16 protein-coding genes are annotated in these 20,710 nt (G+C 70.7%); 11 read left to right on the forward strand and 5 right to left on the reverse strand.

Annotation, left to right across the window (positions count from 1 at the left end):
- The first annotated feature begins 163 nt into the window (after window positions 1–163).
- Complete coding sequence (glgP, locus tag ACK4SC_RS11540) at window positions 164–2,716, forward strand: alpha-glucan family phosphorylase (protein ID WP_409618106.1); 2,553 nt, start codon at window positions 164–166, stop codon at window positions 2,714–2,716.
- A gap of 42 nt (window positions 2,717–2,758) precedes the next feature.
- Here the strand turns inward: glgP and ybaK are convergent, their stop codons facing one another.
- A complete protein-coding gene (gene ybaK, locus ACK4SC_RS11545) occupies window positions 2,759–3,250 on the reverse strand; it encodes a Cys-tRNA(Pro) deacylase (RefSeq protein ID WP_409618108.1) in 492 nt (163 codons plus the stop codon).
- The gene (gene glgX / locus ACK4SC_RS11550) at window positions 3,243–5,363 is read right to left on the reverse strand and encodes a glycogen debranching protein GlgX (protein WP_409618110.1); all 2,121 of its coding nucleotides are present in this window, start codon (window positions 5,361–5,363) and stop codon (window positions 3,243–3,245) included. The genes ybaK and glgX overlap by 8 nt, the downstream gene beginning before the upstream one ends.
- A gap of 107 nt (window positions 5,364–5,470) precedes the next feature.
- Here glgX and ACK4SC_RS11555 point away from each other — a divergent pair, with 107 nt between their 5' ends.
- From ACK4SC_RS11555 to ACK4SC_RS11575, 5 genes are all read left to right on the forward strand, one after another.
- Window positions 5,471–6,670, forward strand: coding sequence for a cysteine desulfurase family protein (locus ACK4SC_RS11555; protein WP_409618112.1), 1,200 nt, complete (start codon window positions 5,471–5,473; stop codon window positions 6,668–6,670).
- Window positions 6,671–6,791: 121 nt separating this feature from the next.
- Entirely contained in the window at window positions 6,792–7,997 is a 1,206-nt protein-coding gene (mnmA, locus tag ACK4SC_RS11560) for a tRNA 2-thiouridine(34) synthase MnmA (protein WP_409618114.1), read from the forward strand.
- A 55-nt stretch (window positions 7,998–8,052) separates the two neighbouring features.
- A complete protein-coding gene (ligA, locus tag ACK4SC_RS11565; protein WP_409618117.1) occupies window positions 8,053–10,323 on the forward strand; it encodes an NAD-dependent DNA ligase LigA in 2,271 nt (756 codons plus the stop codon).
- A gap of 315 nt (window positions 10,324–10,638) precedes the next feature.
- Window positions 10,639–12,078 carry an alpha/beta hydrolase gene (locus tag ACK4SC_RS11570; protein WP_409618119.1) on the forward strand — a complete coding sequence of 480 codons (1,440 nt, stop codon included), beginning with the start codon at window positions 10,639–10,641 and terminating at the stop codon, window positions 12,076–12,078.
- 70 nt (window positions 12,079–12,148) lie between these two features.
- Entirely contained in the window at window positions 12,149–12,601 is a 453-nt protein-coding gene (locus ACK4SC_RS11575) for a hypothetical protein (protein ID WP_409618120.1), read from the forward strand.
- A 9-nt stretch (window positions 12,602–12,610) separates the two neighbouring features.
- Here ACK4SC_RS11575 and ACK4SC_RS11580 read toward each other — a convergent pair whose 3' ends face one another.
- Window positions 12,611–13,201, reverse strand: a complete 591-nt coding sequence (locus tag ACK4SC_RS11580) for an META domain-containing protein (RefSeq protein WP_409618122.1) — start codon at window positions 13,199–13,201, stop codon at window positions 12,611–12,613.
- 266 nt (window positions 13,202–13,467) lie between these two features.
- Between ACK4SC_RS11580 and gatC the strand changes: the two genes are divergently transcribed.
- Together gatC and gatA are read left to right on the forward strand one after the other, a co-directional pair.
- Window positions 13,468–13,767, forward strand: a complete 300-nt coding sequence (gene gatC, locus ACK4SC_RS11585) for an Asp-tRNA(Asn)/Glu-tRNA(Gln) amidotransferase subunit GatC (RefSeq protein ID WP_409618124.1) — start codon at window positions 13,468–13,470, stop codon at window positions 13,765–13,767.
- Window positions 13,764–15,269, forward strand: a complete 1,506-nt coding sequence (gene gatA / locus ACK4SC_RS11590; RefSeq protein WP_409618126.1) for an Asp-tRNA(Asn)/Glu-tRNA(Gln) amidotransferase subunit GatA — start codon at window positions 13,764–13,766, stop codon at window positions 15,267–15,269. The genes gatC and gatA overlap by 4 nt, the downstream gene beginning before the upstream one ends.
- 78 nt (window positions 15,270–15,347) lie before the next feature.
- On the opposite strand, the gene ACK4SC_RS11595 is transcribed toward gatA, so the two are convergent.
- Window positions 15,348–16,850: a DUF222 domain-containing protein gene (locus ACK4SC_RS11595; protein WP_409618128.1), complete on the reverse strand. Its 1,503-nt coding sequence runs from the start codon at window positions 16,848–16,850 to the stop codon at window positions 15,348–15,350.
- 110 nt (window positions 16,851–16,960) lie between these two features.
- Between ACK4SC_RS11595 and ACK4SC_RS11600 the strand changes: the two genes are divergently transcribed.
- The 3 genes from ACK4SC_RS11600 (at window position 16,961) to ACK4SC_RS11610 (ending at window position 19,989) form a co-directional block, all read left to right on the forward strand.
- Window positions 16,961–17,659 carry a DUF6498-containing protein gene (locus ACK4SC_RS11600; RefSeq protein ID WP_409618130.1) on the forward strand — a complete coding sequence of 233 codons (699 nt, stop codon included), beginning with the start codon at window positions 16,961–16,963 and terminating at the stop codon, window positions 17,657–17,659.
- Between the two features lie 86 nt (window positions 17,660–17,745).
- Window positions 17,746–19,260 carry an Asp-tRNA(Asn)/Glu-tRNA(Gln) amidotransferase subunit GatB gene (gatB, locus tag ACK4SC_RS11605; RefSeq protein WP_409618132.1) on the forward strand — a complete coding sequence of 505 codons (1,515 nt, stop codon included), beginning with the start codon at window positions 17,746–17,748 and terminating at the stop codon, window positions 19,258–19,260.
- A gap of 63 nt (window positions 19,261–19,323) precedes the next feature.
- Entirely contained in the window at window positions 19,324–19,989 is a 666-nt protein-coding gene (locus tag ACK4SC_RS11610) for a hypothetical protein (protein ID WP_409618134.1), read from the forward strand.
- Window positions 19,990–20,296: 307 nt separating this feature from the next.
- Here the strand turns inward: ACK4SC_RS11610 and ACK4SC_RS11615 are convergent.
- Window positions 20,297–20,710 (reverse strand): transposase (locus tag ACK4SC_RS11615; protein WP_409618136.1); only part of this gene is annotated, 414 nt, incomplete at its 5' end.

Consider the following 20,710-nt stretch of genomic DNA (forward strand, 5'->3'; position numbering starts at 1 on the left):
ACTCGCATCCCCCCCAACGCGAGGCCGGTCCTGTTTGGCGTTAACGGGGGATGCGCATCCACGGTCGGTCACTATGGAACCGGTTCCCGAAACGGTCGACGCTCACTTAGGCTGGACCGATGGGCCCACGACGTCCCACCCGAACCGGCCGAGGAGTTACCGCGTGAAGGCGATTCGCCGCTTTACTGTCCGCACCGTTCTGCCCGCTCAGCTCGCCGCTGTTGGTGAACTCGCCGCGAATCTGCGCTGGTCGTGGCACGAACCGACGAGGCGCCTGTTCGAGTCGATCGACCCGGCGCTGTGGCACGAACTCGACCACGATCCTGTGGCCCTGCTCGGCGCCGTCGAGCCAGCTCGCCTCGACGCTCTTGCCCACGATGACGCCTTCATCGCTGAGGCCGAGCGCCTGCGCGCCGACCTGCAGGCGTACCTGACCGAGCCGCGCTGGTATCAGTCGCTCGCCGACGCTCCCGCGCGCATCGCCTACTTCTCGCCCGAATTCGGCATCGCCAGCGCGATTCCGCAGTACTCGGGAGGGCTCGGCATTCTCGCCGGCGACCACCTGAAGAGCGCGAGCGACCTCGGGGTGCCGCTCATCGGTGTCGGCCTGTTCTACCGCGCCGGCTACTTCCGCCAGGCGATCGATCGCGACGGCTGGCAGAAAGAGAGCTACCCCGTTCTCGACCCCGACGGCCTGCCGATGCAGATGCTGAAGGAGCACGACGGCACCGCCGTCCGCGTCACCCTCGCCCTGCCTGAAGGGCGCGCCATGCACGCTCGGGTCTGGAAGATGCAGGTCGGCCGTGTCGAGTTGCTGCTGCTCGACACCGACATCCCCGACAACGACGACGAACTGCGCGGCGTGACCGACCGCCTCTACGGCGGCGGCGGCGAACACCGGCTGCTGCAAGAGCTGCTGCTCGGCATCGGCGGGGTGCGCGCCATCGGGCGCTACGTCGAGCTGTCGGGTACCGACGCACCCGAGGTGTTCCACACCAACGAGGGTCACGCCGGCTTCCTCGGCCTCGAGCGCATCAGTGACCTCATCGCCGAGGGGCTCAGCTTCGCCGAGGCGCTGCAGGTCGTGCGCGCCGGCACCCTGTTTACGACGCACACGCCGGTTCCCGCGGGCATCGACCGCTTCGACATCGGCATGATCGAGCGCTACTTCTCGACCGAGCTGCTGCCGGGTGTCGACGTGCACGACGTTCTCGCCCTCGGCGCCGAAGACTACGACGGCGGCAACAGTGGAGTGTTCAACATGGCCGTCATGGGCCTGCGGCTCGCCCAGCGCGCCAACGGTGTGTCGCAGCTGCACGGCGACGTGTCGCGCGGCATGTTCGGTCAGCTTTGGCCCGACTTCGACCAGGACGACGTGCCGATCACCTCGGTCACCAACGGCGTACACGCGCCCACCTGGACCGACCCCATGATGATGGCGCTCGCGAAAGACAAACTCGGCACGTACGACACGGCCGCGGCTGACTGGGCCTCCGAGGCCGTCAGCGACGCCGAGCTGTGGGCGGTGCGTCGACGGATGCGCGAACAGCTCGTCGAGGACGCCCGCACGCGCGTCGTCGCCGCGTTCGAGGAAGAGAACCCGGGGGTTGTGGCCCCCGCGTGGATGCACCGCATCCTCGACCCCGACGTGCTGACGATCGGCTTCGCGCGCCGCGTTCCCACCTACAAGCGCCTGACGCTGATGCTGCACGACGAGGACCGCCTGCGCGCGCTGCTCACCGACCCCGAGCGGCCCGTGCAACTCGTCATCGCCGGCAAGTCGCACCCCGCCGACGACGCGGGCAAGGCGCTCATCCAGCGGCTCGTGCAGTTCGCCCAGCACCCCGACGTGCGTGAGCGCATCGTGTTCCTCCCGAACTACGACATCGCGATGGCGCGCCTGCTCTACCCGGGCACCGACATCTGGCTGAACAACCCGCTGCGCCCGCTCGAGGCGTGCGGCACCTCCGGAATGAAGGCGGCGCTGAACGGTTCGCTGAACCTGTCGATCCTCGACGGCTGGTGGAACGAGTACTACGACGGCGAGAACGGCTGGGCGATCCCGTCGGCCGACGCCGCGGGCGACGGCGCCGAACGCGACGCGCTCGAGGCGCAGTCGATGTACGACCTCGTCGAGCACCAGATCGCGCCGCGCTTCTACGAGCGTGACGCCGACGGCCTGCCGCGCCGCTGGCTGCAGTCGATCCGTCACACCCTGTCGACCCTCAGCCCCGAGCTGTCGGCCGACCGCATGGTACGCGAGTACGTCGAGCGCCTGTACGTGCCCGCCGCCCACAGCCGCCGCACCATCACGGCACACGGACTGCAACCCGCGCGCGACCTCGCCGCGTTCAAGGTGCGCGTCGCCCAGCAGTGGGGACACGTTTCGGTGACGCACGTCGAGTCAGGCGGAGTGCAGAGCCCGCAGGTGGGCGACGAGTTGAAGGTGCGCGCCCACGTGCAGCTTGCCGAGCTCGACCCGAGCGAGGTGCTCGTCGAGGTCGTCTTCGGCCGCGCCGGACACGGTGACGACCTCGCCGAAACCCATCGCCGCGAACTCGTGCTCGACTCGAACGAGCTCGGCCAGCCGGCGACGTTCGTCGGCACCGTGCCGCTCGAGCGCTCGGGGTCGTGGGGCTACAACGTGCGGGTCACCCCGCGCCACGCCCTGCTCGCGAACCCGGCGGAGACGGGCCTCGTCGCCGTCGCGCACTAGCCGTACGTCGGCGCCGACATCGCCCAACCGCCAGCCGGCGGGCTACCGGGCGATGTCGGCGACGGTCGCGCCCGTCACCCCGATGAGGTCGGCGGGCGCGAGCTCGAGGTCGAGCCCGCGGCGACCGCCCGAGACGAGCACCGTGTCGAACAGCAGCGCGCTCTCGTCGACAACGGTCGGGTGCGCGGTCTTCTGGCCGATGGGGGAGATGCCGCCGACGACGTAGCCCGTCCGGCGTTCGGCGAGGCGAGCATCCGCCATCGCCGCCTTCTTGCCGCCAACGGCGCGCGCGAGGGCCTTCAGATCGAGGGTCGTCGACACCGGCACGATGCCGACGGTGAGCTGGCCGTCGACGTCGGCGAGCAGCGTCTTAAAGACCCGCTCGGGCTCGACGCCGAGGGCCTCGGCGGCCTCCAGCCCGAAGTTCGTCGTCGCCGGGTCGTGGGCATACTGCCGCGCCGTGAAGGCGATGCCGGCGGCCGCGAGCGCGACCGTTGCGGGGGTTCCCGGCGCGGGGGAGGCGCCCCTAGCCATCGCCCTCGGCGGCGTTCGTGCCGCCCGCCTCGACCGGGTGATCGGCGGCCGACGCGGGCACCTGCTCGCCGTGCGCGACGAACAACAGCATTGACGTCGGCCCCACCTCGAGCCGCTCGCCGGGCACGTGGTGGCGTTCGATGCCGGTGATGTCGTCGTGGCCCGAATCCCACACGAGCGTGTAGCCGTCGACGCCAGCGTGGGCGGGCAGCGTCACCGTGACGGGCTGCTCGAGGCCGTGCACGATCAACAGGATGCGGTTGAACGCCTCGTGTTCGGGGGTCGAGGCGGCGAGGTACTGCAGGGTGCGCTCGGAGGGCGAGTCCCAGTCGTCCATCGTCATCGACTCGCCGGCCTTGTTGTACCAGTCCATCTGGGTAGCGCTCGGCACCGTCTCGCCGAAGCGGCCGTAGCGCGAGGGGCGCAGCGCCGGGTTGTCGCGGCGTAGCTGGATGAGCTTGCGGGTGACCCGGAACAGGTCCTCCTGCCAGCCGGCCGTGTCCCAGTCGACCCAGGTCAGCTCGCTGTCGTGGCAGTAGGCGTTGTTGTTGCCGCGCTGGGTGCGCCCGCGTTCATCCCCGGCGGTGATCATTGGGATGCCCGCGCTGAGCAGCAGGGTTCCCATCAGGTTGCGCATGGCCCGCCGCCGGTCGCGGAGGATCTGCGGGTCGGCGGTCGGCCCCTCGAGCCCGTGATTGTACGAGCGGTTGTTGTTCGTGCCGTCGCGATTGTCTTCGCCGTTTCCGAGGTTGTGCTTGTCGTCGAAGCTCGTGAGGTCGGCGAGGGTGAAGCCGTCGTGGGCGGTGACGAAGTTGACGCTCGCGAGGGGGCCGCGCTCTGCGGCGAACACGTGGGCGCTTCCCGTGATGCGACGGGCCAGCGGGCCGATGCCGTGCGGCGCCGCCCCGTGCGTGCGCGCGTCGCGCACGTCGGTCAACCAGAACGTGCGCGCGCGGTCGCGGAAGCCGTCGTTCCACTCGCTGTAGCCGTGCGGGAAGTTGCCGACCTGCCAGCCGCCCATGCCGACATCCCACGGCTCGGCGATCATCTTCGTCTCGGCGAGAGACGGATCGTCGAGGATCGCCCGCAGCAGGGGATGCTCGGGGTCGAATTCGACGTGCTTGTCGCGCCCCAGCGTCGCCATCAGGTCGAAGCGGAAGCCGTCGACCTGAACCTCCTCGGCCCAGTACCGGAGGGAGTCGAGCACGAGGCGTTGTGCGGCGGGCAGCGAGAAGTCGACCGTGTTGCCGCAGCCGGTGACGTCGATGTAGTGACCGTGGGCATCCTGGCGGTAGTAGTGCGCGTCGTCGATGCCGCGCAGGCTCGACGTCGGGCCCTCGACGCCCTCCTCGGCAGTGTGGTTGTAGACGACATCGAGGATCACCTCGAGCCCCGCCTCGTGCAGGAGCTTCACCATGCCCTTCACCTCACGCAGCACGGCACCCGGGCCGCCGGTCTGCGCCGAGGCTGTCGCGTACTGCGCGTGCGGAGTGAAGAAGTTCAGCGAGTTGTAGCCCCAGTAGTTGGTGAGCCCCTGCGCCAGCAAGCGCTGTTCGCTCACCGACTGGTGAATCGGCAACAGTTCGACCGCCGTGACACCGAGATCGTGCAGGTAGGCGATCGTCGCCGGGTGGGCAAGCCCCGCGTACGTGCCGCGCAGCTCGGGCGGCAGGTCGAGGTTCGCCGCCGTCAGACCCTTCACGTGCGCTTCGTAGATGACCGTGCGATCGAGCGGCGTGCGGGGCTTGGCGGAGCCACCCCAGTCGAAGTGGGTGTCCTGCACGTACGCCCGCCACTCGCCGTCGCGGGTGCGCACGAGACCCTTGGCGTACGGGTCGATGAGGTGCCTGTCGGGGTCGAATCGGTGGCGCCTGCCGTCGTGACCGTGCGCGCGCACCGAATACCGTGCGCCGGGCGTCAGGTGGGGGTGTTCGGCGTGCCAGACCTTGCCGGGCCCGCGGTGCATGGGAACCCGCTCCACGATCCACGTCGGGTCGGTTGCGTCGAGCAGGCACAGCTCCATGCGTGACGCCGAGGCGCTCCAGACCCGCAGCTCGCCGCCGGATTCAGTCGGCGTCACCCCGAGCGCGCGCAGGGGGTCACGGGCCGTCATGTGCCTAGGCTAAGCGGTGCGCGCGGGCGTGCCCGACCACCGCGCATCACGATTCGACCACCGGCGTCGACACGCCCGAGCACTTGAACCACCGAGAGGAGGCCCGCGTGAGCGTCTACCTCGACCACGCCGCCACCTCACCCATGCCGCCGGAGGTGCGCGCGGCCTACGCCGACGCGCTCGCGGTCGTCGGCAACCCGTCGTCGATTCACTCGGCGGGGCAGGCCGCCCGCGCCGTGCTCGACGACGCCCGTGCGCGCGTCGCCGCGACCCTCGGCGTTGACGCGGTCGAGCTCACCCTCACCGGCGGCGGAACGGAAGCGGTCAACACGGGCGTCAAGGGCCTCTACTGGCGCCGTCAGCGCGACGCCGCCCGGCCGGTGATTCTGCTCACCGCCGCCGAACACCACGCGACCCTCGACGCCGTCGACTGGCTGGTCGCGAACGCGGGCGCCCGCGCCGTGCTCATCCCCGTTGATCCGGCCGGCAGGATGCGCGTCGACGCTCTCAAGGACGCTCTCGCCACGCACGGCGACGCCGTCGCGCTCGTCACCATGCTCGCCGCCAACAACGAGGTCGGCACCCTGCAGCCGGTCGCCGAGGCCGCGGCCCTCGCCGCCGCCCACGGGGTGCCGCTGCACGTCGACGCGATCGCCGCCTACGGTCAGGTGCCGCTCGCGCCGCTGCCGGTCGGCGTCAGCGCCGTGTCCCTCTCGGCGCACAAGATCGGCGGGCCCGTCGGGGTGGGCGCCCTCGTGATCCGCCGCGGCGTCGATGTCGAACCGCTGCTGCACGGCGGCGGCCAGCAGCGCGGGCGCGCCGGCACGATGGACGCCGCGGGGGCCGTCGCCTTCGCCGTCGCCGCCGAGCACGCCCACGCGGCCCTCGAGAGCCGCGCCGCCCACAAGCGTGCGCTGCGCGACCGGCTGGCCGCGGGCATCCGCGAAACGGTGCCGCAGGCGGTGCTGTCGGGGGCGCTCGCCGAGGGAGCGACAGACGAGGCACTGCCCGGAACCGTGCACCTGCGCGTGCCCGGCGCCGAGGGCGACTCGCTGCTGTTCCTGCTCGACCAGGCGGGATTCGCCGTGTCGACCGGGTCGGCCTGCCAGGCCGGGGTGCCCGAGCCGTCGCACGTGCTGCTCGCCATGGGGGTCGCCGAATCGGATGCGCGCGGCGCTCTGCGCATCACCCTCGGCCCCGACACAACGGCCGCCGACATCGATGGGCTGCTCGCCGCCCTGCCCGCGGCCGTCGAGCGGGCGCTCGCCGCCGGGCTCGCGGCCCGTACGCCGCGGCTCGGGCGGTAGACCGGACGACGCCGCGCCACGACCGCGAGACGGCGCCACGACCGCGAGGCCGTGCGGTTTCCCAGGTAGTCGCGCCGCGCATCCCCCTGCCGATTTGCGGGCCCCGCGTACCCTTGTAGTCATGCGTGTTTTGGCGGCGATGAGCGGCGGGGTCGACTCCGCGGTTGCCGCCGCGCGCGCCGTCGACGCCGGGCACGAGGTCGTCGGAGTGCACCTGGCGCTCAGCCGAATGCCGGGCACCCTGCGCACCGGCAGCCGCGGCTGCTGCACGATCGAAGACTCGCTCGATGCGCGCCGCGCAGCCGAAAAGCTCGGCATTCCGTTCTACGTGTGGGACTTCTCCGAGCGCTTCGCCGACGACGTCGTGAACGACTTCATCGAGGAGTACGCCGCCGGCCGCACCCCGAACCCCTGCATGCGCTGCAACGAGCGCATCAAGTTCGCCGCCGTGCTCGAGAAGGCGCTCGCGCTCGGCTTCGACGCCGTCGTCACCGGGCACTACGCGCACATCGTCACCGACGAGAACGGCAACCGCGAACTGCACCGCGCAGGAGACGAGGCGAAAGACCAGTCGTACGTGCTGGGCGTGCTCACGAGCGAGCAGTTGGCCCACGCGATGTTCCCGCTCGGAACCACCCCATCGAAGGCCCAGGTGCGCGCCGAGGCCGCCGAGCGCGGGCTGTCGGTCGCGCAAAAGCCCGACAGCCACGACATCTGCTTCATCCCGGACGGCGACACGCGCGCGTGGCTGGGGGAGCGCATCCCGCCCCGCCAGGGGCTCATCGTTGATCGCGAGGGGGCGGCCGTCGGCGAGCACGACGGCGCGACGAGCTTCACGGTCGGCCAGCGCCGCGGCCTGAACCTCGGCCGGCCCGCGCCCGACGGGCGCCCGCGCTTCGTGCTCGAGGTGCGCCCGAAAGAGAACACGGTCGTTGTCGGCCCGAAGGAGGCGCTCGCGATTCGCGAACTCGCCGGTGCTCGATTCACGTGGGCGGGGCTCGACCCGGTCGCGAGCGGCATCGCGTCGGGGGATGCTCGCGGTCGCGTCTCCGAGTTCGCCTGCGAGGTGCAGGTGCGCGCGCACGCCGACCCGGTGCCGGCGGTCGCGCAGGTCGTGAGCGCGGCGAGCGGCGAGCACGGCGACGTTGGCGAGCACGGCGACGCCGGTGAGCACGGCGACGCCGGCGCGCTCGAGCTGGTGGTGCGCGTCGACGAGCCGCTCATGGGCGTCGCGCCCGGCCAGACCGCGGTCGTCTACGTCGGCACCCGGGTGCTCGGCCAGTGCACGATCGACCGCACGGTGAGCGCCGTTCCGGTCACCGCCTGAGCGTCACCTGCACGCCTCCCGGCTGCAGGTCGGGCCTCGCCCCTACACTTTCGGCGTGACCGCCGAGAACGCCTTCCGCTCGCCGACCGACCCCGTCCCCGACGACCTTGACGCCGCGCGGGCCGAGGCGACTGCGCTGACCGAGCGCATTCTCGAGCTGCGCGAGGCCTACTACCAGCGCGACCAGGTCATCGAAGACGACGCGAGCTACGACGCCTTGATCGCGCGACTCGAAGCACTCGAACACGCGCACCCCGAACTGCAGAGCCACGACAGCCCGACCCAGACCGTCGGGGGTCGGGCCGAAACCACCCTGTTCGCGCCCGTCGAGCACGCCGAGCGCATGCTCAGCCTCGACAACGCCTTCGCTGATGACGAGCTCGCCGCGTGGGCGGCGAAGGTCGAGCGCGACGCCGGCCGCACGGTGGCGTGGCTGTGCGAACTGAAGATCGACGGGCTCGCCCTCAACCTCCGCTACGAGAACGGGCGCCTCGTGAGCGCCGCGACCCGCGGTGACGGCGTCGTCGGCGAAGACGTGACCGAGAATGCGGTGCGTATTGCGGGCATCCCGCAGCGCCTGGCGACCGACAACCCGCCGGCGCTCGTTGAGGTGCGCGGCGAGGTGTACCTGCCGAAAAAGGCGTTCGACGAGCTGAACGAGCGGCAGCGTGAGGCTGGCGAGCGTGAGTTCGCGAACCCGCGCAACGCCGCGAGCGGCTCGTTGCGGCAGAAGGCCGAGGGCAAGAACGCCGCCCAGCTCGAGCGCATGGACGACCGGCTCTCGCGCCTGCGCATGCTCGTGCACGGCATCGGTGCCTGGCCCACCCCGCCGGTCGCCGCGCAGAGCGAGGTCTACGCGCTGCTGCGTGAGTGGGGGCTTCCGACGAGCGACACCATGCGGGTCGTCGACGGGGTCGACGGGGTGCTCGAGTACGTGCGGCACTACGGCGAGCACCGGCACTCGGTCGAGCACGAGATCGACGGTGTCGTCGTCAAGGTCGACGAGCTGGCCCTGCACGGTGAGCTCGGCGCGACCAGCCGCGCCCCGCGCTGGGCGATCGCCTACAAGTACCCGCCCGAGCAGGTCAACACCACCCTGCTCGACATCGTCGTCAGCGTCGGCCGCACCGGCCGCGCCACCCCGTTCGCTGTCATGCAGCCGGTGCGCGTCGCCGGATCGACCGTGCGCCAGGCGACCCTGCACAACCAAGACGTCGTACGCGCGAAGGGCGTGCTGATCGGCGACACGGTGGTGCTCCGCAAGGCGGGCGACGTGATTCCCGAGGTGCTCGGGCCCGTCGTCGACCTGCGCGACGGCAGCGAGCGCGAGTTCGTCATGCCGACGAACTGCCCCGAGTGCGGCACCGCGCTGCGGCCGGCGAAAGAGGGCGACGTCGACCTGCGCTGCCCGAACGCGCGAAGCTGCCCGGCCCAGGTGCGCGGACGCGTCGAACACATCGGCAGCCGCGGCGCCCTCGACATCGAGGGCCTCGGCGAGATCGGCGCGGCCGCCCTCACCCAGCCGGTCGTGCCCGACACGCCGCCCCTCGTCACCGAGGCGAGCCTGTTCGACCTGACGCTCGACGAGCTGCTTCCCATCGAGGTGATCGTCACCGACGCTGAAACGGGGCTTGCGAAGCTCGACGACGACGGCGAGGCCAAGCGGCGCAGCCCCTTCCGCCGCAACCCGACCGCGGCCGAGAAGCGCGACGGACTCACCGGCGAGCAGCCGAGCGCGCTCGCGCTGCAGTTGATCGCCGAGCTCGAGAAGGCGAAAACGAAACCCCTGTGGCGGATGCTCGTGTCGCTGTCGATCAGGCACGTCGGCCCGGTTGCGGCGCGCGCCCTCGCCGACCACTTCGGGTCGCTCGACGCGATTCGAGCGGCATCGGCCGACGAACTCGCCGCCGTCGACGGCGTCGGGCCGATCATCGCCGAGGCGCTCATCGACTGGTTCGCGGTCGACTGGCACGTCGAGATCGTCGAACGCTGGGCGGCGGCGGGAGTGCAGTGGGCGACGCCCGGCCACCCGGGGCCGGGGGCGGCCGCGCGCGGGGGAGTGCTCGAAGGGCTCACGGTTGTCGCGACCGGGTCGCTCGAGGGCTTCACTCGCGAGGAGGCTCAGGAGGCGATCATTGCCGCCGGCGGCAAGGCGGCGTCGAGCGTGAGCAAGAAGACCGACTTCGTCGCGGCGGGTCCGGGGGCCGGCTCGAAGCTCGCGAAGGCTGAGCAGCTCGGGGTGCGCATCATCGACGCCGCACAATTCGCGCTGCTCGTCACCGAGGGCCCGGCCGCTCTCAGCGCTGCGGACGCGGACACGCAGTAGTCGTTCGGTGGGGCTCTCTGGCCCCACCGCCCACGCCGCCCTCACCGCCCGGGCCGCCCCATCACCCAGGCCGCTCACACCCCCTGCGACTTCCGGGAGCCGCCGCCTGGCGACGTCCCGTGACATGACTTCTGCCTCTTTTTCCCCACGCGTGACAGCGTTCGCGTCAGTTTCGTCCGTGTAACCGTTGCGTGAAGCCTGGGAGCTTCTCGAAAAAATTCCCCCATAAATGGGGTATTTCGCCTACTCTGAAGGGACGCCGTGTGACCCATGCAGGGGGTAGCCCGATCATTCGGCGTATGAGGGGAAACTCGCGTGGTAGTCGATGCCGCAGCGGTAGTCGTCGCCTCGTTGACCGTGTTGGCGGCCGCGGGGCCGTCAGTCGTGCTCGAACATCCTCGATCTGAGCTCTATATCGGCGTAGTGCAGGCCACCGAGCCGAGCGCCCTGGGCCCCCTGGGCAGCCTGCCCGAATCCGCATCGGCGACCTCGTTCGGCACATCCTCCGCCGCGGCGACCACCCCCGCGATCGCCGCGGTGCCCGACCTCAGCCGCCTCACTTCGACGCGCGGCACCCAGCTGTTGCGCGGGCTCGGCGCACTGCCCGCTGCCGAAACCGCGCGTGCCCTGGCCGCCAACCCGCAACTCGTGGAGCGCACCCTCGCCCGACCGCCGGCTCCGCGCCAGGTCGACCGATGGTGGTCGAGCCTCGACAGCGCGACCCAGCTCAGCCTGGTGAGCGCTGCTCCCCGCCTCGTTGGCAACCTCGACGGCGTGCCATATGCCATGCGCGACATGGCAAACCGTTCGCACCTCAAGTCGGTCGTGAACGCGCTCGAGCTCACCGACCCGATGAGCCTCGGTGCGTCGGAGCGTTTACGGCAGCGCGAGCAACTGCAGATGCTCTACTCGGTGCTCGACGCTCTGGGCCCCGCCACCGCGAACCCGCCGCGCCACCTCATCAGTCTGGACGTCGACGGTCAGGGCAAGGCGGCCATCGTCGTCGGCGACCTCGCCACGGCCGACTACGTCAGCTACCTGGTGCCGGGCATGTTCATCAGCGTGCAGCAGAGCATGCCGGAGTGGGTCGACACCGCGGCGCGCCTGCACGACGAGCAGGTGTCGTGGCTGACCCTGCTCGACAGCTCTGGCCGCGGCGACGGCTCGCCCGCCGCCACGCCGACTGTGGCCACCGTCGCCTGGATCGGCTACCAGACCCCTCACCTGCTGAACGTCGGCAGTCTCGACCTCGCCTACGAGGGCCGCGACGCGATCGCCTCCGCCGTGCTCGGCCTGCAAACCCTCCGCGGTGACAACGCCCCCTACGTGTCGCTGCTCGCGCACTCGTACGGGTCGACGGCGGCGATGCTCGCCCTCACCGAGACCTCGGCCACGGTCGACGCCCTCGCCATGATCGGGTCTCCGGGTGCCCCCGGCGCGAGCGTCGCCACCCTGAACGTGCGCGGCGATGTCTTCGTCGGCGAGGCGGCGTGGGATCCGATCCCGAACTCGTCATTCTTCGGCCTCGACCCCGGCTCGTCCGACTTCGGGGCGCGCGCCATGAACGTTGCCGGGGGCATCGACGTCATCACGAACCGCGTGCTCGAGGGCTCGACGGGCCACAACGCCTACTTCAGCCCCGGCACCGAGTCGATGCGTAACCTCGCACTGATCGCCATCGACCGCGGCGAGCTGGTCACCGACGGCACGAGCACCGACGCCCTGCGCACACTTGACTACGCGCTGACGTACTGACCTGTCAGCACTCTGCCCGCACGTTGCGCCCCGGTGTTACCGTGCTTCGACCGGTCACCGATGGAGTCCCATGCCCCCCGCACGCGCGTTGCCCCGCACGGTTGCGGTTCTCGTGGCGGCGACTCTCGTTCTGAGCGGATGCGCGCTGTCGCCCACCACGGACGTCACCGACCAGCAGGCTCGCGACCGTTTCATCACTCTCGTCAACGCGGCCCAGGAGGCCGCGGGCGGTGACTGGCAGGTGCAGGACGATCCCTCACCGCGCGAGTGCACCATCCCGCTGTGGGTGACGGGCTCACGCATTCCGGCGCTGCGCACCGGTCCCGCCCCGCGCGACGGTCTCGACGACGCCGCGGGCCGCATGCAGCGCCACTTCACCGCTGCGGGGATGCGCACGACCGTCACCGAGGTCGGCGACGTCGTCGAGGTGCGCGGCGAGACGGCGGCCGGCGAACTGCTGCTGTTTCGGGTGAGTGCGACGGCGATGACGATCACGGGCGAGAGCGAGTGCCGCCCGGCGTAGAGCCCGGCCCTACCCGCGCTCGAAGCGCAGCCGCACGTCGTCGCCGGCGAGCACCAGCGCACCCTCGATGAGCTGCGCCTTCGTGGCCAACTCCAGCGCGCGGAAGTAGCGGTTCTCGAGATCCATCAGTCCGTCGGCCTCGCACCACATCATGGTGCTGAACACCTCCGTGATCGCGATCTCGCCGGCCGCGGTCTGCCCGACGGTGCCGGTGAAGGTTCCGCCGTAGGCGTTGCACACCTCGCCGCCGATCCCACCGTCGTCGATGACAAGCGTGACGGGGCCGGCGTCGACGGGAAGGGGACCGTTCGCGTCGCTGGCGCTCACGAGCATCCAGGTGCCGCCGGGAGCGGAGCTATCGGCGGAGGCGCTGGATGCGCATCCGGCGAGGCCCATCGCGAGGACGCCGGCGGTGGCGGCGAGGCCGAGCCGCGCGATCGCGGAGCGTCGCGCGCGAGTGGGGTGGGTGTCCGCGGTGCGGGCGTCGGGGCTGCGAGTCTCCGGGGTGTGGGTCTCGGGGGTGTGGGTCTCGGGGGTGTGGGTCTCGGGGGTGTAAGTCTCGGGGCTGTGAGGGTCGGGGCTGTGAGTGCGGAACGTCATGGCCGGTCCTTTCGGCGGGAGCGCCCGGGCGGGCGCGCTTCTACCCCTTCAGACGCGCGCCGAGACAAAAACGTTGGGGGAGCGTTGCCCGGCCGCGCGCCCTTTCCCCCGAGCCCTTTCCCCTCGCGCCCTTTCCCCTCGCGCCCTTTCCCCCCGCGCCCTTTCCCCCCGCGCCCTTTCCCCTCGCGCGGCCTCAGTAGGATGGTGGGGTCGGCCCGCCGCTCGCGGGCATCCCCTCGATCGACCGCCAACGGCTGGAGTCGTGCATGTCTGAAATCACGCCTGAGAGCGTGCGACACCTCGCGTCGCTCGCGCGCATCGCCCTCACCGAGGACGAGATCGCGTCGCTGACGACCGAACTGGGAGCGATCGTCGACGCCGTCGCGACCGTTCAGCAGGTCGCGGGCGACGATGTTCCGGCGACGAGCCACCCGATTCCGCTGACCGGCGGGATGCGCGTCGACGAGCCCGGCACACCCCTCGCGACCGCCGAGGCGCTCGCCGGCGCCCCCGACAGCGACGGCACCCGCTTCCGTGTCACCGCGATCCTGGGGGAGGAGCAGTGAGCGCCGAGCTGATTCACGCGACCGCCGCCGATTTGGCGCACCGCCTCTCGGCGGGCGAGGTGAGCGCCGTCGAGGTCACGCAGGCCCACCTCAACCGCATCGCCGCGGTCGACGGTGATGTGCGTGCGTTCCTGCACGTCAGCGAGAGGGCTCTCGACGTCGCCGCCCAGGTCGACGCCGACCGCGCCGCGGGCGATGCGCTGCCCGAGCTGGCCGGCGTTCCCGTCGCGATCAAGGATGTGCTCTGCACGCTCGATATGCCGTCGACGTCCGGGTCGAAGATCCTCGAGGGCTGGGTGCCGCCCTACGACGCGACCGTCGTCGCGCGCCTCCGCGCCGCCCGCATGGTGCCGCTCGGCAAGACCAACATGGACGAGTTCGCGATGGGCTCCTCCACCGAGTTTTCGGCCTACGGGCCGACCAAGAATCCGTGGGATTTGACGCGCATCCCGGGCGGTTCGGGCGGTGGCTCGGCGGCCGCGGTCGCCGCGTTTGAGGCTCCGTTCGCGCTCGGCTCTGACACGGGCGGATCGATCCGCCAGCCGGGCGCCGTCACCGGCACGGTCGGCGTGAAGCCCACCTACGGTGGGGTCAGCCGGTACGGCGCGATCGCGCTGGCGAGCTCGCTCGACCAGGTGGGTCCGGTGTCGCGCACGGTGCTCGACGCGGCGCTCTTGCACGACGCGATCGGCGGGCACGATCCGCGCGATGCGACGAGCATCCCGGATGCCTGGCCGTCGATGACCGCCGCCGCCCGCGAGGGGCTCACCGGCGACGTGCTGTCGGGCCTGCGGGTCGGCGTCGTCACCGACCTGGATGGCGAGGGCTTCCAGCCGGGCGTGCGTCAGCGCTTCCACGAGGCGCTCGAGAAGCTGTCGGCGGCGGGTGCGGAGATCGTCGAGGTCAGCGCCCCGCACTTCCAGTACGCGATCGCCGCCTACTACCTGATCTTGCCCGCGGAGGCGTCGAGCAACCTGGCGAAGTTCGACTCGGTGCGCTTCGGGATGCGCGTGGACGTTCCCGGCGGAACCGTCGAGGACGTCATGGCGGCCACCCGCGAGGCGGGCTTCGGGCCGGAGGTGAAGCGCCGCATCATCCTGGGCACGTATGCGCTGTCGGCCGGCTACTACGACGCCTACTACGGCAGTGCGCAGAAGGTGCGCACGCTGATTCAGCGTGACTTCGACGCGTGCTTCGCGCAGGCGGACGTGCTCGTCTCGCCGGCGGCGCCGACGACGGCGTTTAGGTTCGGCGAGAAGCTGGATGACCCGCTGGCGATGTACCTGAACGACGTGACGACGATTCCGGCGAACCTGGCGGGCGTGCCGGGCATGAGCCTGCCGATGGGGCTGGCGCCGGAGGACGGGCTGCCGACGGGTCTGCAGATCATGGCGCCGGCGCGGCACGACGCGAGGCTGTACCAGGTGGGCGCGGCGGTCGAGCAGTTGCTGGAGTCGGACTGGGGCGGCCCGCTCTGGGCGAAGGCCCCGCAGCTCGGCTAGAGCACCCGGCCTCTTTAGTCTCGCATTCGGCCCGGCTCCGATTGGGCCTGGCTCACTGCCACTGCGGCGTTCTCTCACTCAGATCGCGCGGGGGAGCACCCTGCTCTTGGTGGGCGCGGGTATCGGGGTTCGGCTCGGGTCGACGTCGGGTGGTGGCCGGAATACGAAGCCGGCGGTGGGGTGTCGCTCGATCTGCCAGCCGTTGTTGTGCAACAGCAGGTGGTGGTGGCGGCAGAGCAGGATTCCGTTGGCGATGTCGGTTCTGCCCCCGTGCATCCATTCGGTGATGTGGTGGGCTTCCGTCCAGGAGGGAGGTCGCTCGCATCCGGGGAACCGGCACCCTCCGTCGCGGGCGGCGAGGGCGAGGCGCTGGCGGCGCGTGTAGAGGCGGGTTTCGCGGCCGAGGCTGAGCACGTCTCCGGTGTCGTCGACGACGACGGCGAGGGTTCCGGCGGTGCAGCGGTGCCGCTCGGCCGTTGCGACGCTGACGGGCTCGCTCTGGCCTTCGACGCGGGCCAGGCCGGCTCGCGCGCGCAGGTCGCGTTCGGCGACGATGACCTGCACGGCGGGCGGGGCAACGCCGATGAGCTCGGTGGGGGCGACGTGCCCGCCGATGCGCACGAGTTCGACGAGGGCGTCGACGGCGAGCTGTTCGGTCGTCCGCGGGTCGTCGATGATGCGCTCGGCGCGCTCGATCTCGGATTCGCCCACGAAGCGCGGACCTCCGCGGCGGGGCGAGGTGGCCCCATCGATCGCGGAGCGCACCAGCGCGGCGGATTCGGGGTCGAGCAGCCCGGACAGTCGCGTCATGCCGTCGGGCTGCTGGGTCAGGGAGAGGTACCGGCGGTCGCGGCGGGCCTGCTCGGCACCGGCGGCGCGTTCGACGTCGGCATCGGCGTCAAGCACGGCGCGCGCTTCGCGAGCGCGGGCGGCGAGCTGCTCGACCGTCACGGCGGGAGCACAGGCGACGAGCGCCCGGGTGGCCTCAGCCAACTGCGTAGCGGTCACCACGGTGCACACGTGGGATGTGCCATCGTCGGGGTCTTCTGAGTCATCGTGCGATGGATGCGCGCACGCCCCGGCGTCGGGCTCGCCGAGCCCCGTCTGGATCGCCGATGCCTGTTCGATCGTCAGCAGAGCCTGGGAGACGGCGAGTGTCACGCAGTCGAGCCACGGACGGCGGGGCTGGCGCGGTTCGGCCGGAGCAACGCCCGCCGCTTCGTCAGCGACCCGCGACTGAGCCTCGGCCTGCGCGTCGAGCAGCGACCCGACGCGCACGAGCGCGGCGGCGTCACGCGCGCTGCCGCCCGTCAGGGTCTGGACGAGCTTCTGCGGGGTGCGAGCCCCGAGTCGCTGAGCGAGCCCGGCGTGCCCGAGCTCGTGCCGTGAGCGGTACGCGACCGCCGCGGCCACCGACGCCGCCGCGGCGTCAGCCCGACGCCGCACCTCGGCGAGCAGCCGCTGCAGGGAGATCAACTCGTCATCGCTCAGCCCATCGACCGCCGGAGCCGCAAACGGCTGCTGCGTTTCCACCAGCGACGCGACGAGCGTCGAGGTGAGTAATGCGTTCGAATGGGGCATGCTCCATTGTCTCAAGCGGTCGAACGTATGTACAGACTGCGAGGCAAGCTCGTGGAAAGGTTTTTCGCGGCGCCGTTGTGGAGGAGAGGTGCCGTGCCAGAATCGCACCGATGAGCGAGAGCGATAGCGAGAGCGAAAGCGACGAAACCGGCACCGGCCCCACCCGCCTGGCCCCGCGCATCCTGACGATCGCGATCTACACGCTCTTGCCCTTAGCCGGCGTGCTCTTCTTCGGCTGGGATTGGCGCGAGGTCATCATCTTGTATTGGCTCGAGAATGTGGCACTGGGCGTCGCGATGGTGATCCGCATGCTGCGCACGATCGCCGACCCGGGCACCGACCCGCTGACCGTGAACGGCCGCCCGATCGCCCCCGGCCCGATCGCGGTGATCGGCATGACGATCTTCTTCTGCTTCCACTACGGACTCTTCACGATCGTCCACGGCGTCTTCGTTTTCTCGATCGCCGCCGGCGCGTTCAGCATGGGGGGCGAGGCCGGCCCTGACGCCCTCTCGCTCGCCACCATCGACTGGCTCGGTGTCGTCCTCGTCTTCGCGGTCGGCGGCCTAATTCAGCTCGCGATGGCCGCGTTCGGCCCGCTCGGCCCGAAGCGCGGCAGCGCGCTGATGATGAGCGCCTACCCGCGCATCATCGTGCTGCACGTGACGATCATCGGCGGCGCATTCTTGATCGCCTCGCTCGGCTGGCCGCCGATCGCGGCGCTCCTTCTCATCGGGATGCACGGAGCAGTCGACGCCGTCGCCATCGTCCGCGCGAACCGCGCCCACCGCGAACCGGCCCCGGTCTAAGCGACCGCACCCCGCGCATCCTGGACGGGCGCAGCCAACCGCACCCCGCGCATCCCGCCCCTCCCCGCGCCCGTAGGATTGTCCCTATGGCGCGCGCTGAACTCATGGACTTCGACAAGGCCCTCGAACTCTTCGAACCGGTGCTCGGCTTCGAGGTGCACGTCGAGTTGAGCACGAAGACGAAGATGTTCTCCGACGCTCCGAACCCGGCGTTCAGCGGCAACGACATCACCGAGCCGAACACGGCGATCACCCCCGTCTGCCTCGGACTTCCCGGAAGCCTGCCGGTCGTCAACGAGACGGCCGTCGAGTACTCGATCTCGCTGGGGCTCGCGCTCGGCTGCCAGATCGCCCCGTCGAGCCGCTTCGCGCGCAAGAACTACTTCTACCCCGACCTTGCGAAGAACTACCAGATCAGCCAGTACGACGAGCCGATCGCCTTCGAGGGGATGCTCGAGGTCGAACTCGAGGACGGCGAGCTCTGGCAGGTCCCCATCGAGCGCGCCCACATGGAGGAGGACGCAGGCAAGCTGACGCACGTCGGCGGGTCGACGGGCCGCATCCAGGGCGCCGAGTTCAGCCTGGTCGACTACAACCGCGCCGGCGTTCCGCTGGTAGAGATCGTGACGAAGCCGATCGTCGGCGCCGAGCACCGCGCGCCGGAGCTCGCGAAGGCGTACGTGTCGACGATCCGCGACATCGTGCGCGCGCTCGGCATCTCGGAGGCCCGCATGGAGCGCGGCAACCTGCGCTGCGACGCGAACGTCTCGCTGCGCCCGCGCGGCCAAAAGGAGTTCGGCACCCGCACCGAGACGAAGAACGTCAACTCGTTCCGCTCGGTTGAGCGCGCGGTGCGCTACGAGATTCAGCGCCAGGCGGCGATCCTCGCGAAGGGCGGCACGATCCAGCAGGAGACCCGCCACTGGCACGAGGACACGGGCACCACCTCGCCCGGCCGCGTGAAGAGCGACGCTGACGACTACCGCTACTTCCCCGAGCCCGACCTGCTGCCGGTGACGCCCGACGAGGCGCTGATCGAGCAGCTGCGCGCATCCCTGCCGGAGGCTCCGGCCGCGCGCCGTCGCCGCCTGAAGCAGGAGTGGGGCTTCACCGACCTCGAGTTCCGCGACGTGGTGAACTCGGGGCTTCTGGTCGAGGTCGATGAGACGGTCGCGGCGGGCGCCGCGCCGCAGCAGGCCCGCAAGTGGTGGACGGGCGAGATCGCCCGCATCGCGAACGCGCAGAACGCCGAGCCGGCGTCGCTGATCTCTCCGGCGGATGTCGCCGCGATCGTCGAGCTGGTCGAGTCGGGCACGCTGACCGACCGCCTGGCCCGCCAGGTGGTCGAGGGCGTTATCGCGGGGGAGGGCACCCCTCAGGAGGTCGTCGACGCCCGCGGGCTCGCGGTCGTCTCTGACGACGGTGCGCTGATCGCGGCGGTGGATGCTGCGCTCGCCTCCCAGGCGGACGTTCTGGAGAAGATCCGCGACGGCAAGGTGCAGGCCGCCGGCGCCATCATCGGCGCGGTCATGAAGGCCATGGGCGGCAAGGCCGACGCGGCTCGGGTGCGCGAGCTGGTGTTGGAGCGGGCGCAGTCGTAGCACCGACCTCTTCGCGGAGGCGGCGCGGCTCATCGGGCTCGTGGCCGATCTAGACTCGCGACCATGAGGACAGGGCGCACGGGCTGCGCGGCGAGCTGGCGCCTGTTCATCAAGATCAGCGGAATCGCGGTCACGCTGTTCGGTGGGTTGGCGGCGATCAGCCTGGTGGCGCCGGAAGGGACCCTGGCGGGCCGTTGGGGAGTGCCCGGCGCGACCGCCTTTATCGCTTGCGGATCGGTGGTGATCGCTATCGCCTACTGGCTGTTTCGCCCCGGCAGCCAGTACTTGAACCGCCTTGCCGATCTCGAGGATCAGCTGCGGGCTGTGTGTGGGCATGAATCGATACTGTTCGCTGGCAACATCCGGCCTTCTGACTCGGAGCTAGCGGAGCGCATGACGTCTCTCCGATTCGGACGGCAGGCGATCTGGAGTATTGCGGTCGGACCGCTGGGGGTGGCGATCGGTCGACCGGGGAAGCACCCTCGTGTCGCGCTCCTCACGGGCGAGGGTCGGGATGTTTCTTTCTCGGTTGGAGGGCCGGGCGGATGGCCGCTGAGGCCCAGGCAGCGTGAGCACCCCAAACTCGCGATTCGCGTCCGCGCCAAAGAGGACAACCTGGTTCTTGCGGTCGCATGGCTGAGCGATCCGGACCTGCCGACCTCCTACCGGGATGAGGCTTCGATCGCGCAGCTTGCGGAGCAACTCACCACAGTGCGGGAATCTCGCTAGCTTCGTTGCGCGCAGGACCCCACCGGTTGCTCCGGCTCAAGAAAGGTGCAGGCTCCGTGAATCCGCCGACGTTGCCTCGGTCGTGGAGCTGGTCGAGTCGGGAACGCTGACCGACCGCCTGGTCGTCAGGTCGTCGAGGGCGTGATCGCGGGGGAGGGCAGCCCTAAGCCTCGATCCACCGATGAGCCTTTGGCTGGTGGGTTCGACGTGATCGGTGCGGTTTGATCGGCCGCGGGCAGGGTTGAGTTCCGGGCATCGCATCCCGGTCGTCCACTGGGGTCTCGGTCGGCCGTGGTCGCGGCGGTGGTCAGCTGGCCGTGACCGGTGGTGGATCGTGCGTCGCGGTGAAGAGCCGGTCGAACGCTGTCTGCCAGGGCCAGGCCTCGGGCAGGTGCAGGGTGATCCGGCGTGCGGACCGTGCCAGGCGCGCCGGGACGGTGATGAGGGTGCGGCGGATCGTCGCGGTCGTCGCTCGGGCGAGACGACCCGCCCGGTCGGCGATGAGCCCGGCGGCGCGGGTGAGGTTGAACGCGATCACGGCGAGCACGAGCCAGGCGCTGTTCGCGGTGAACACCCCGGACGGCAGGTGAGCGAGTGGCCCGCTCTTCAGGTCCGCGTGGACCTGTTCGATGATCGCGTGGCCGCGGTGGGTCTTGTCCGCGGCGACGGTGCCCATCGTCTGCTTGTCGGTCGTGGTGAAGAACGCGTGATGCCGGTAGGT

The sequence above is a fragment of the Microcella sp. genome, from assembly GCF_046293215.1.
Classification (GTDB): domain Bacteria; phylum Actinomycetota; class Actinomycetes; order Actinomycetales; family Microbacteriaceae; genus Microcella.

Bases quoted from the DNA above. Each gene is read 5' to 3' on its own strand.
- mnmA (WP_409618114.1), top strand. From the start codon at position 6,792: ATGCGTGTTTTGGCGGCGATGAGCGGCGGGGTCGACTCCGCGGTTGCC.
- gatB (WP_409618132.1), top strand. From the start codon at position 17,746: ATGGCGCGCGCTGAACTCATGGACTTCGACAAGGCCCTCGAACTCTTC.
- ACK4SC_RS11610 (WP_409618134.1), top strand. From the start codon at position 19,324: ATGAGGACAGGGCGCACGGGCTGCGCGGCGAGCTGGCGCCTGTTCATC.
- ACK4SC_RS11600 (WP_409618130.1), top strand. From the start codon at position 16,961: ATGAGCGAGAGCGATAGCGAGAGCGAAAGCGACGAAACCGGCACCGGC.
- ACK4SC_RS11575 (WP_409618120.1), top strand. From the start codon at position 12,149: ATGCCCCCCGCACGCGCGTTGCCCCGCACGGTTGCGGTTCTCGTGGCG.
- glgX (WP_409618110.1), bottom strand. From the start codon at position 5,363: ATGACGGCCCGTGACCCCCTGCGCGCGCTCGGGGTGACGCCGACTGAA.
- ybaK (WP_409618108.1), bottom strand. From the start codon at position 3,250: ATGGCTAGGGGCGCCTCCCCCGCGCCGGGAACCCCCGCAACGGTCGCG.
- gatC (WP_409618124.1), top strand. From the start codon at position 13,468: ATGTCTGAAATCACGCCTGAGAGCGTGCGACACCTCGCGTCGCTCGCG.
- ACK4SC_RS11595 (WP_409618128.1), bottom strand. From the start codon at position 16,850: ATGCCCCATTCGAACGCATTACTCACCTCGACGCTCGTCGCGTCGCTG.
- ACK4SC_RS11580 (WP_409618122.1), bottom strand. From the start codon at position 13,201: ATGACGTTCCGCACTCACAGCCCCGACCCTCACAGCCCCGAGACTTAC.